This window comes from Terrisphaera buseokensis, assembly GCF_047521145.2.
Classification (GTDB): Bacteria; Verrucomicrobiota; Verrucomicrobiia; order Opitutales; family Opitutaceae; genus ER46.
This window is the reverse complement of the sequence record NZ_CM134186.1, coordinates 5,916,560-5,928,159: the sequence shown is the minus strand read 5'-3', so window position 1 is coordinate 5,928,159 and position 11,600 is coordinate 5,916,560. Positions and strand designations below refer to the sequence as shown.

Genomic DNA, 11,600 nt, shown 5'->3' with positions numbered 1-11,600 from the left:
CATTGACCGGTTGGACTTTTCTGCTACCTCTAACCTTCCATGCCGAAGCCGACCGCCGCCAAGAAGCCCACCGCACCCAGAGTGCTGCGCGGCACCGTGTACATCACGCGGCAGGTGCATTTCAATTCGGCGCACCGGCTCCACAACCCGACGAAGAGTCAGCAGTGGAACGAGGAGAAATACGGCCTCTGCACGAACCCGCACTGGCACGGCCACAACTATGTGCTCGAGGTCACGGTGCGCGGTCAGCCTGACCCGGAGACCGGCTACGTGCTGGATCTTGGCGAATTGAAACGGATCCTGCACCGGACCGTCGTGGACAAGTGCGACCACCGCAATCTGAACGACCAGGTGGAGTTTCTGCGCGGGATCAATCCGTCCACCGAAAATCTCGTCATCGCGTTCTGGAACGAAATCGAGCCGCACCTCACGGCGGGAAAACTGCATTGCGTGCGCTTGTACGAGACGCCGCGGAATTTCGCGGAATACCTCGGACCGGACGTCCCTTAATTTCTTCGCCGGCGAAGCTCCGCGACCGATGGCGGTCCGGTTGTTATCGTCACCAACCGTCGCCGGCCGGATCAAAAACGACATGAGCAAAAAAAAGACCATGTATCTGCATCGCGCCGCGAACGGCGCGGCCCCGCGCATCAAGCGCGGCTACGACTCCGCCTTCACGGTCACCCCGCCGTACCGCGCGTCGCTGCCCGACATGATGGAGGCCGCGCACGATGCGATCCAGGGGGCGCACGTGCCGATTCAGCAGGTGGGCGTGCACAATTTCAAACTGCCGCTGAAGTTTCGCACGAAGCAGAAGGAAATTCTCACGCTCGAGGCCAGCGTCACCGGCACCGTTTCCCTCGAGGCCGATCTGAAGGGCATCAACATGAGCCGCATCGTGCGCTCGTTCTACGAGCACAAGGACGAGGTCTTCACCGGCGAGTGGATGGGCAAGATTCTCCGCTCCTACCTGCGCAACGTGAAGAGCAAGGACGCGCGGCTGAAGGTGAGCTTCTCGTATCCGATGTTGCATCGCAGCCTGCGCAGCGGGCTCGAAGGGTATCAGTTCTACAACGTCGCCTTCGAGGGCGTCGTGACCCGTGACGGCTCCTACCGGCGTTTCGTGCACTTCGACTTCGTCTATTCCTCGGCGTGCCCGTGCTCGGCCGAGCTTTCCGAACACGCGCGCGACACGCGCGGCGTGTACACCGTGCCGCATTCGCAGCGCAGCAAGGCGCGCGTCGTGGTCGAGGAGGCTCAAGGCAAACGCATCTGGATCGAGGACGTGCACGCGCTCTGCCTCGCCGCGCTCCGCACGGAGACGCAGGTCATGGTGAAGCGCGAGGATGAGCAGGCGTTCGCCGAGTTGAACGGCGCCCACCTCAAGTTTGTCGAGGATGCCGCGCGGCTGCTCTACCGGGAATTCGACGCCGACAAGCGGATCTGTGATTTCCAGATCGCGTGCTCGCATCTCGAGTCACTGCACTCGCACGACGCCGTCAGCGTGATCTGCAAGGGCGTGAAGGGCGGTCTCGGCGCCGATTTCATGAACTTCGGCTCGCTGGTGTGCTGAGACGGCGGAACGCGCGGATTTTTTCCGTGTGTTCCGGGCGTTCCACCGACAGCACGTTTCCATGTCCAAGCCTTTCGTCCTCATCACTGGCGCGTCGCAAGGCATCGGGGCCGCCATCGCCCGGGTCTTTGCGCGCGAACTTCGCGGCGTGCGCCTCGCGCTGGTGGCGCGCAACGTGAAGGGTCTCGCGTCGACCGCCCGGGCCTGCGTCGCGCTCGGCGCGAAGGCGGAGACGTTCGCGTGTGACGTCAGCGATGAGAGTGCCGTGACGGCGATGGCCGCGGCGGTGCAGGCGCGATTCGGCGGCGTGGAGGTGTTGATCAACAACGCGGGAAAATTCGCTGGCGCGCCGTTCACGGAGATGAGCGTGGCTGATTTCGATCGGATGATCGCGGCGAACCTGCGCAGCGTGTTTCTCGTCTCGCGCGCCTTCGCGCCCGGCATGATCGCGCGCGGTCGGGGCGACATCTTCAACATGAGTTCAATCGCCGGACTGATCGCGTATCCGGGCGGCGCGGGTTACTCGGCGGCCAAGTTTGGTGTAACTGGTTTGAGCAAGGTGATGCGCGCGGAATTGCGCGAGAAGGGCGTGCGCGTGTGCTGCGTTTATCCGGGTGCGACGGTTTCGCCTTCGTGGGACGGAAGTGGCGTCGATCCAGCCCGCATGATGCCGGCGGCTGATGTCGCGCAGGCGTTCTTCGCCGTATACCGGCTTTCACGTCGCACCGTGGTCGAGGAGATCGTGCTGCGGCCGCAGCGTGGGGACGTCTGATTGGGAGAACGGATCGGGAAAACGCCCAACGCCTTCCTGGGGCTCGGGCCCGATCGCAGCGTAGGTTCGCGAGCGCGCGCGGAGTGTAGAAAAATTGATGGAACAACCGGCTTCTCGAGGGCCGAATTTCGGCGTGGATCACGGGTCCGCTCAAATTGCACGGAGGCAGGCGGCGATGCCGTGCGAAAAGTCGCTCCTGACTCCCGCTGCGCCGACCGCTTGAAATCGTATGCTCCTTGCCCGGAGCGACTTGTCCGGAACCGCGGTGGCGTGGCACGACCGTGGCTAAAGGGAGGTCCGCATGAATACTGGAAACGCTTTCGCCTTTTGTGTTTCGGGGTTGGGGATGTGGGTGCTGCCGCAGATCGCACCTGAATTTTTTGCCCGCAACGCCATCGACGGTTCCAGCACCCGGGCGCTGTGGTTGCAGGTCATGGCCTGCGTGCACGTCGGCTTGGGCGCCGGATATTTGGTCCAACTGGGCTTGTTGCCCTGGCTTGGCGGTATTTTCAGTCGGGCCGCGGCAGCTCAGCCGGCGCTGGCAACCGTCCGGACAAGGACGGCGGGTGCCGCGGTTCCGTCCTTCGGGACATTCCCCGGATCGCTCGTCGCGGCCCGTCATCAGGGCGGAATGGCCGCATTACGCCGCTGGCCGGCCACGCTCCGCCGGGCTTCGGCGGAAGGTCGCGGTCGGATGGTGCTGACCCTGCAGGGCGCGCGCCAGTGGCCGCGCCGGCTGGCCGCGGGCGGCGAAGTGCTGACGCCGGAGCCGCAACTCGTCCGCGCCAGCAGCATGGCGTAACGCCGCGCACAGCGGCCCGGCACTGGTGCGCTCCCGGCCTGAAACGCCCTCAAACGAATCAGGGCGCGCGGGGGACGATCTTTTCGCCGCGATCCGGAAAGAACAGGAGCGTGAGCGTGCGGGCTCCATCGCTCACGCGGATCGAATTGAGCTGGTCGGAAAACTGTTCGGTGAGGAGCGCGTGGCGCAGTCGCGCACCGACAAATCCGTCGGGCAGCCCGGCTTCAAAATACAGCCAGAGTTCGTTGGCCCGATCCTTCAACTCCCTGCCGATCCAGCGGCATGCGACGGGCTTTCCCTCCGGGGTCCTGACGGTGAACGACTCCGTCACGTAGGTCCGGATCAGCGCGTCGAGTTGCGCCGGCGGGGTTTTCTCGAGGGAGATTTTCTCCCGGGCCCGCGCGCTGAGCGCGGCCTCAAAGTCGTCGGCGAAGACGCGCACGGCAATTTCCAGCGTGCGCGTCGAGCGGTTGTAATCGGCTTCGGCGACGGAAGTGTGAACGGGATGGGCGAGAACCGCCGGCCCGGCCAGCAGTGCGGCCAGGATCCCGCCGAGTCGGCGCAGGAAGCCCGCGGCCATCTCAGGGCTTGGCGGCGTCGGTTGCCGCGTCTTTCGCCGCCGGCTTGGTCAGTTCGCGCAGCGGATTCTTTTCCTCCGCTTCCTTGAAGAGCTGGAACTTCGTTTTCACCGGGCGCCGCGGCCAGAAATTATTCTCGAGATCGCAGTCCGCCATCTCGTCGCGCGGATCGAGCGTCACCGCGCGGATTTCCTTCGCGGTCATGATCAGCTTGGAACTCTTGTCCGTGTTGTAGCGCCACAGCTCGGCGCCCAGCTGCATCTCCTCGGTGGTGCCGTCCGTGTACTCAATGCGCAGCGGCAGCGGCATCACGAGGCCGCCGAGGTTGGCGAAGTCGATCAGGTAGAAATTGCGCGCGGTCTTGAGCAGCGCCGGATCGATCTTCGCCTTGGTGAGTTCCCGGACCAGCGTGTCGTGCGCCTTCTTCTCGCTCGGGAGGACGGTAGCCTCGTCGTAGCTGTCGTAGAAATCCTTCAGATCGGGAAAGCGATCGACGCGTTTCGGCAGGGCGGCGTTCAAGGCGCGCGTGGTGGTTTGCGGGCGGGCTTTCTTCTCGGACTCGCTCTTCGGCTTCTCGATCGCGGGATCCTTGGAATCGAGCTGGATCCACCGCACCTGCTCGATCGCGAGATCGACGCGATCCGTGCTGTAGAACCAGCCGCGCCAGAACCAGTCGAGATCGACGCCGCTGGCGTCCTCCATCGTGCGGAAGAAATCCGCGGGCACCGGACGCTTGAACATCCACCGTTGCGCGTAGGTCTTGAACGCGTGGTCGAACAGCGCGCGACCCATGACGACGTCGCGCAGGATGTTCAGCGCGACCGCCGGTTGCGCGTAGCTGTTGTTGCCCAGATCCTGAATCGATTCGGAATTCGACATGACCGGCACGCGATCCGTGCGCCGCATGTAGGTGGGCAGCTCGCGGGCGTCGCGGCGCTGCGGCCAGTTGTTCTCCCATTCCTCCTGGGCGAGTTGCTGCAGGAACGAGTTGATGCCCTCGTCCATCCAAGTCCACTGGCGCTCGTCGGAGTTCACGACCATCGGGAAATAATTGTGGCCGACCTCGTGGATGATCACCCCGATAAGACCGTACTTGGTGCGCTTCGCATAGGTGCCGTCGTCCTCGGGCCGCGGCCGGTTGAAACAGATCATCGGATACTCCATGCCGCCGCCGACGGGGCCGTTCACGGAGATCGCGACGGGGTAGGGATACGGGAAGGAGAAACGCGAATAGACATCGAGCGTATGCGCGATCGCGTGCGTCGAGTACTTGTCCCAGAGCGGCATTCCTTCCTTGGGATAAAACGACATCGCGAGCACCGGCTTGCCCGCGTGCGTGTGACCGCTTGCGCCCATGGCGTCCCAGATGAACTTGCGCGAGGTCGCGAAGGCGAAGTCGCGGACATTGTCGGCGCGAAAATTCCACGTCTTCGTGCCGGCGGGCCGGTGGCTCTCGTTGGCTTTGGCTTCGTCGGGCGTGACGATGAACACCGGCGCCTTGGCCGTCTCCGCTTGTTGGAGACGCTCGCGCTGGGCGGCGGTCAGGACGGCGGCTGGATTCTGCAGCGTGCCGGTCGAGGCGACCACGTGATCGTCGGGCACCGTGAGCTGGACGTCGTAGTTGCCGAACTCGAGCGTGAACTCGCCGGTGCCGAGGTACTGCTTGTGCTGCCAGCCGGTATAGTCGGTGTAGGCGGCGAGGCGCGGGAACCATTGCGCGACGACGTAGAGCGCGTTGCCGTCCTTCTCAAAGAGCTCGTAGCTCGTGCGCGAGGCGGAGCCCTTGGCGGGATTGAGCCGGTAGCGCCAGCCGAGCGAGAAAGTGAACTTGCCGCCGGGAGCGAGGGGGGCGGGCAGATCGACGCGCATCATGGTCTTCACGACCGTGTGATCGAGGATGCGGCCGCTGGCGTCCTTCACTTCGTTCACGACGAGATCGCTCGAATAGGATTCGGCGGTGACCATTTCCTGCAGCGTGCGATAGGGTACGCGCGTGAGGTCGGCGGGCGGCCGCGCCAGCATGCGCGCGTCGGAGTTGTGCGCGAAGAGATTCGCGTCCAGCTGCAACCAGAGATACGTGAGCGTATCCGGAGAAGCGTTATGGTAGGTGATCGTGCCGCGCCCGGTCAGCTGGTGAGTCTGCTCGTCGAGGCTGGCCTCGATGCGATAGTCGGCGCGGTTTTGCCAGTAAGCCGGCCCGGGCGCGCCGGCGGCGTTGCGCTGGGCGTTGGGCGAGGGGAGCAGTTGCTCGAGTTGCTGGAACTTGTCGACCGGCGCACCGGCGGAAAACGCCCGCGTGACGCCGAGCGCCAGCAGGCCGAAGAGTGGAAGGATTCGGCGCATGGGAGGGAACGCTTCCGAGCCAACGCTGAGACGCTACCGCTGGCCAGATTAAGTTGGCGCGGCATCGCAGGCCCGCGGCGTCTGGTCAGCCGCAGCCAGCCAGCTGCCCGCGAATCCCGCCAATAGGCGCAAATCAAAACCAAGCTTGGTCAGGCCTCACGCGGCGGAGAGCCTGACGGGAGAAAGCGGACTCGATCCCACCGCCGGCATTCGCGTCCGTTCGCGTGATTCGCGGGAGGTGCGCTGCTGGGTTGGCTCAGAGCAGCGAGCTTTGTTCGCCGGTGATCGGTTTGAGGCCGACGGCGTGGTAGCCCTTGGCGGTCAGCACGCGGCCCTGGGGCGTGCGCTGGAGATAACCTTCCTGGATGAGGAAGGGCTCGTGCACTTCCTCGAGCGTTTCGGCTTCCTCGCCGACGGCCACGGCGATCGTGCTCATGCCGACCGGACCGCCACGGTAGTTCTCCGCCATCACGCGCAGCATGCGCTTGTCCATTTCGTCGAGGCCGGCGGCATCGATCTCGAGCAGTTCAAGCGCTCGCGCGGCGATCGGCTGCGTGATGGTGCCGGTGGCGCGCTCTTGGGCGAAGTCGCGGCAGAAGTTGATCAGGTTGTTGGCCACTCGCGGGGTCCCGCGCGCGCGCGTCGCGATCTCGGTCGCGCCGCCGACGTCGATCCGCACCTTGAGCAGCCCACAGCTGCGCTGGACAATGCCTTCCAGGGTCGGGCGGTCGTAGTAGTCGAGCCGGGTCTGCAACGTGAAACGCGAGCGCAGCGGCGCGGTCAGCAGGCCGCTGCGGGTGGTGGCGCCAACGAGCGTGAAACGCGGGATCGTGAGCCGCACGCTCCGGGCGTTCGGGCCCTGGTCGATCATGATGTCGAGGCGGAAGTCCTCCATCGCCGAATACAAATACTCTTCGACGGTCTTCGGAATCCGGTGGATTTCGTCGATGAAGAGGATGTCGCCCTCCTCTAGATTCGTGAGCAGCCCGGCGAGATCGCCGGCCTTTTCAATCACCGGACCCGAGGTCACGCGGACGCTCTTGCCGAGTTCGTTGCCGAGGATGAAGGCGAGCGTCGTCTTGCCGAGGCCCGGCGGACCGGAGAGCAGAATGTGATTGAGCGGATCGCCGCGACGTTTGGCGGCGCCGACCATGACCTGCAGGCGTTCGACCGTCTTGGGCTGGCCGGTGAAGTCGGCGAATGACAGCGGACGCAGCGCGGCTTCGACCGGGGAAACCGGCGCGGCCAGAGCACTCGTGATGTAGCCAAGGCCGCGCGCCGCGGGCGGTTCAATGGCGGACTGCGGATTGCGGGTACCGGGTTTCGTCACGGGAGTAGCATGATTCAATGAGAGAGGGTCGGTCCGGCCTGAAATTCGCAATCCGCAATCGCCAATCCGCAGTTCTTCAGCCCTTCCATTCGACCTCGGCACCGAGCGTCCGGAGATTCTCCACGAATTTGGGATGCGCACGCTTGATGGTGTCGGCGTTTTTCACGATCGAGCGTCCGGGAATGCTGGCGGCGACCATGTAGAGTCCGACGGCGGCGCGAATGATGTAGGGCGCGTCGACCGTGGTCGGACGGAGGGGGCGGTCGCCGAAGACGATGATGCGGTGCGGATCGCTGACCACGACGTGCGCGCCGAACTTCGACAGCTCCGGCATCCAGGTGAAGCCGCCCTCGTAGACCTTGTTCCAAAACTGGATCGCACCCTTGGCCCGCACCGACAGCGCGATCATGCAGGGCAGGAGATCCACGGGAAAGTACGGCCACGGGGCCGCTTCGATTTTCGGCAGGAGATTCGTGGTGAACGGCGCCGTGATTTCCAACGACTGGTTGCGCCGGACAATGGCGGTGTCGCCCTTGTGTTCGATCTTCACCCCGAGCCGGGCGAATGCGCGCGTCATCAGATCAAAGTGATGCGGCAGGGAGTTCTTCACCCGCACCTCGCCGCCGGTGATCGCGCCGAGGGCGAGGAAGGTCACGACCTCGTGATAGTCGGTGTTGATCGTGAAGGTGCCGCCGCGCAGGCGTTCGACGCCGGTGACGCAGAGTTTGCTCGTGCCGAGGCCGTCGATCTTGGCGCCCATCGCGATCAAGACAGCGCAGAGATCCTGGACGTGCGGCTCGCTCGCGGCATTGAGCAGGGTCGACTCGCCGTCGGCGATGGCCGCAGCCATGACGAAATTTTCCGTCGCGGTCACCGACATGTAATCCGGCCAGTGGCGCGCGCCGCGGAACTTCTTCGCGAGGCGCAGGGTGAGATCGCCGCGGCGCGAAATCGTGGCGCCGAGTTTCTCCAGGATTTCCAGATGCGGATCGAGTTCGCGAATCCCGAGCGAGCAGCCCTTGGCGTTCGTGGGCAGCGTGATTTTCTTCATCCGCTGCAGGAGCGGGGCAAACAGCAGCACCGACGAACGCATGCCCGAGGGGAGTTCACCCTTGAGCCGGCCGGGATCGAAGGTCGAGTGATCGATGGCCATCGAGCCCGCGGCCTTGTCCCATGCGATGCGCGAACCCTGTTCCTGGAAAAACGTCACCAGCTTGCCGACATCGGTGATGTCCGGGACGTTCAGCAGCGCGACCGGCTCATCCGTCAGCAGTGTGGCGCAGAGGATGGGCAGAATGGAGTTCTTGTTGCCGGACGGCGTGATGGTGCCCGAGAGGGGCTTGCCGCCGTTGACGATGAGATCGGCCATGAGGACGCGGGAGATCGAAGGCTGGAGGCGTAAATAAAAAAAGGCGCCCGTCCTGCTCGTGGGCAGAACGGACGCCTTGAAATGCGCGGGGTGCGGCGCGCTCGGCAAGAATTAACGCGAGCCGCGATCTAATTCACGGTTCGCTCAAATCGCGCCGCCGCCTTGCTGGCCTTCGGGGTTCGGACCGCGTTCGCGATCGCCGCCACCTTCGCCGCGGAAGCGACCCCGGCCACCGCGACGGCGGCGCCGCCGCTGGCCACCGAATTCGCCTTCGCCGCCCTGCGGGGCGTCGCCTTCGCCGCGACCGGGACCAGCGTCGGGCCGCGGACCACGGTTCTCACCGCGATAACCGCCACCACCCTGGCCGCCACGACCACCACGGCCACGGCCGCCGTCGCCACCGCGGTAACCGCCGTGACGGGAATCGCCGTCGCGACGCGGCTCGCCGGACGAGTCTTTTGCCGTCGCATCGGCGGGTTTGTCGCCGCCGCCGAACAGGCCTTTCAGCCAGCCGACGAAGCCACCCGATTTCTTTTCAGGCTCGGGTTGCGGAGCACGCTCCGGAGCGGGTTGCGGCGAACGCGGTTCGAATTTGCGGTCGTCGCGACGCGGCTGGCGCGGTTCGAAACTGCGCGGCTCACGGACATCGCGCGGATCGCGCGGTTGGTCGCGTGGGTCACGGGGTTGGTCACGCGGGTCACGGGGCTGATCGCGAACGTCGCGCGGATCGCGGTGTTGCCGCGGTTCGCGCTGCTCCGTCGGACGGGCTCCTTCGCGGTTTTCGCGACGCTCGCGCGAGGTCTGGAAGGTCTTTCGCTCGTCGGGCTTCGGCGAGGTCGTCTCGCCCGCCGCGCCGGCACCGGATTCCCAGCGCATTTCGGTGCGCTTGGGGCTTTCCGGGGGCAGAATATTGAGCTCCGACTTGACTGTGGTCTCGGGAGCCGCGGCGGGTGCCGGGGCTCGCTCGGCCTGGGGAGCCGGGGCGAAGTGAACGGGTTGAGCACTCTCGGCTGCGACCGGAGCGGGCGCCGGGATTGGGCGCGGGGCCGGAATCGTGGCGACCACCGGGGCAGGGGCCGGAGCGGGTGCGGGAGCAGGAGCGGCCGGCTCAGCCGGCTCGTTGGTACGGGGGGTGTTGACCGAGGTTTCCCCGGTGAACGGGTTCTTGTACTCCGTCACCGGCGTGATGACCGCGAGGGAGGTCGGCTTGTAACCCGCCTGAACCGCGGGGGCGTTGGCGGGTGCTGTGACGGCTGACGGCCGCTTGCCGCGGGCGAGGCCGGATCCGCGCGCAGCGCCGAACGAGCCAAACGCCGCTGCGGGACTGACGGGAGCCGCGGCGGCGGGCGAGGCCGGGGCTGCCTCCGCCGCCGCGTTGGCGGAGGCGGACAAGTCGGCGGGGACCGCATTCGGCGCGCCGGACTTTTCTGAATCTGACATGTGTGTGTTGGTTGGGATGAAGGCGGCTCACCGGGCGTCGTCCTTTGCCTGGGCTCGGGAAAACATGGGAGCGCCGTGTTTGTTGGCGCACCCGGAGCGCGGTGGCGCTCAACGGATGCATGGACAGGCACGCTCGCCCAGCAGGCCACGAGTGGCAAGTGGCAATTCCGGGCGGAAAACCGCCGGAAGGGGCCAATTTTGAAGCCAGGAAGCCAGGAATCGGAATTTCGGACGTGGGCAGGGTGGTTTTGGTCGATACCGATCCGCCGATTGCCCGCTGTCGCATTGTTTTCACCCACCCAAAGCTCCGCTCCGTTCCTTCTCGGTGGGATTGCTCCTGGCTTCCTGGCTTCTGAATTGCCCGCCTCTTCCGGCCCCGACTCGCGTGAGGCCTCCTTCCTCGTCCCGTAGTTTCTTGTAGTCTTGCCAGTGCGAGGGCCCGAAGCACAGCCTGCCGGGATGGATAAACTCGAGGAGATCTTCCAGATGCAGGATGCGCTCAACCGCCGGATTGGCGTCAACCTGCCGCCGCCCACCGACGAGGAAAAGGCGAAGTGGATTCTCAACTACACGCGCGCGATGCAGCAGGAAACGGCGGAGCTGATCGACAGCGTGCCGTGGAAGTGGTGGGCGAAATACCAGAAGTTCGACGAGCAGAACGCCAAGGTCGAGGTCGTCGACCTGTTTCACTTCCTCGTCTCACTGGCCCAGACGCTCGGCATGACCGCCGACGATGTCTACCAGGCCTACCTGAAGAAGAACGCCGTGAACCACGCGCGTCAGGAAAGCGGATACGTCAAGAAGGACGAGACGGACTCCAAGCACATCTGAGTTCGTACCGCCGCGGCCGGACGTCCTTGACGGCCGGCCGTCAAGGAGTGGCGCTCAGCGCGACACCACGAAGGCGGCGGTCACGTCGACGGCGACGTTGCCGTTCTCGACGATGGAGGCCTTGAGCTTCAGCTTGGCTTTGCCATAGCGGCCCAGGGCTTCCTTGAATTCTGCGATGGCGGCCTGCGCCGGACGTTCGCAAATGGCGCGGAGATCGCCGATCACCGGCTTGCGGTACGCCGCGCGACTTTCCTTCACCACGATGCGCCACTCGGTCTTGTCGGCGCCTTTTTCGTTCTTCATCAGCTCCCACACGACGCCGTAACCGGCGAGCGTGGCGAGCGACACGAGACTGCCGCCAAAGGCGGTGTTGAGCGAATTGCGATTCTGCTCCTTCGGTGCCCGCAGCACCAACGATCGGTCGTCGCTGACTTCCACGCCCACGCCCATCGCCTTGGCGAGCGGGATCATTTCGTGGAGGAAAAGCTCCAGAGCGGGGACCTTGACCGATTTCATTCGCGCGCAACTTGGAGGGTTTTGCGGACGCCGTCAAAGCCTCTGC

At 65.1% G+C, this 11,600-nt stretch carries 11 protein-coding genes; 5 read left to right on the top strand and 6 right to left on the bottom strand.

Going from position 1 to position 11,600, the window contains the following annotated elements:
• Positions 1-39 precede the first annotated feature (39 nt).
• The 4 genes from ACLJEU_RS22265 to ACLJEU_RS22250 all read left to right on the top strand — a co-directional run bounded on the left by ACLJEU_RS22265 (position 40) and on the right by ACLJEU_RS22250 (position 3,147).
• Complete coding sequence (locus tag ACLJEU_RS22265) at positions 40-510, top strand: 6-pyruvoyl trahydropterin synthase family protein (protein WP_414662740.1); 471 nt, start codon at positions 40-42, stop codon at positions 508-510.
• An 82-nt stretch (positions 511-592) separates the two neighbouring features.
• Complete coding sequence (gene folE2 / locus ACLJEU_RS22260) at positions 593-1,573, top strand: GTP cyclohydrolase FolE2 (protein ID WP_414662739.1); 981 nt, start codon at positions 593-595, stop codon at positions 1,571-1,573.
• 61 nt (positions 1,574-1,634) lie between these two features.
• Complete coding sequence (locus ACLJEU_RS22255) at positions 1,635-2,345, top strand: SDR family oxidoreductase (protein ID WP_414662738.1); 711 nt, start codon at positions 1,635-1,637, stop codon at positions 2,343-2,345.
• A 346-nt stretch (positions 2,346-2,691) separates the two neighbouring features.
• Positions 2,692-3,147, top strand: coding sequence for a hypothetical protein (locus ACLJEU_RS22250; protein ID WP_457795292.1), 456 nt, complete (start codon positions 2,692-2,694; stop codon positions 3,145-3,147).
• Positions 3,148-3,205: 58 nt separating this feature from the next.
• Here the strand turns inward: ACLJEU_RS22250 and ACLJEU_RS22245 are convergent, their stop codons facing one another.
• From ACLJEU_RS22245 to ACLJEU_RS22225, 5 genes are all read right to left on the bottom strand, one after another.
• Complete coding sequence (locus ACLJEU_RS22245; protein ID WP_414662736.1) at positions 3,206-3,727, bottom strand: DUF6702 family protein; 522 nt, start codon at positions 3,725-3,727, stop codon at positions 3,206-3,208.
• Between the two features lies 1 nt (position 3,728).
• On the bottom strand, positions 3,729-6,068 hold the full coding sequence (locus ACLJEU_RS22240) for a M1 family metallopeptidase (RefSeq protein WP_414662735.1): 2,340 nt from the start codon (positions 6,066-6,068) through the stop codon (positions 3,729-3,731).
• A gap of 256 nt (positions 6,069-6,324) precedes the next feature.
• Positions 6,325-7,329, bottom strand: coding sequence for a Holliday junction branch migration DNA helicase RuvB (gene ruvB / locus ACLJEU_RS22235; protein ID WP_414662883.1), 1,005 nt, complete (start codon positions 7,327-7,329; stop codon positions 6,325-6,327).
• A gap of 145 nt (positions 7,330-7,474) precedes the next feature.
• The gene (locus ACLJEU_RS22230) at positions 7,475-8,767 is read right to left on the bottom strand and encodes a UDP-N-acetylglucosamine 1-carboxyvinyltransferase (RefSeq protein ID WP_414662734.1); all 1,293 of its coding nucleotides are present in this window, start codon (positions 8,765-8,767) and stop codon (positions 7,475-7,477) included.
• A gap of 144 nt (positions 8,768-8,911) precedes the next feature.
• Complete coding sequence (locus ACLJEU_RS22225) at positions 8,912-10,207, bottom strand: translation initiation factor IF-2 (RefSeq protein WP_414662733.1); 1,296 nt, start codon at positions 10,205-10,207, stop codon at positions 8,912-8,914.
• Between the two features lie 459 nt (positions 10,208-10,666).
• On the opposite strand from ACLJEU_RS22225, the gene ACLJEU_RS22220 reads away from it, so the two are divergent.
• Positions 10,667-11,038 (top strand): dUTPase, encoded by a 372-nt coding sequence (locus ACLJEU_RS22220; protein WP_414662732.1) that lies wholly within the window; start codon positions 10,667-10,669, stop codon positions 11,036-11,038.
• 54 nt (positions 11,039-11,092) lie between these two features.
• Here ACLJEU_RS22220 and ACLJEU_RS22215 read toward each other — a convergent pair whose 3' ends face one another.
• A complete protein-coding gene (locus ACLJEU_RS22215; protein WP_414662731.1) occupies positions 11,093-11,554 on the bottom strand; it encodes a YiiD C-terminal domain-containing protein in 462 nt (153 codons plus the stop codon).
• Between the last annotated feature and the right edge of the window lie 46 nt (positions 11,555-11,600).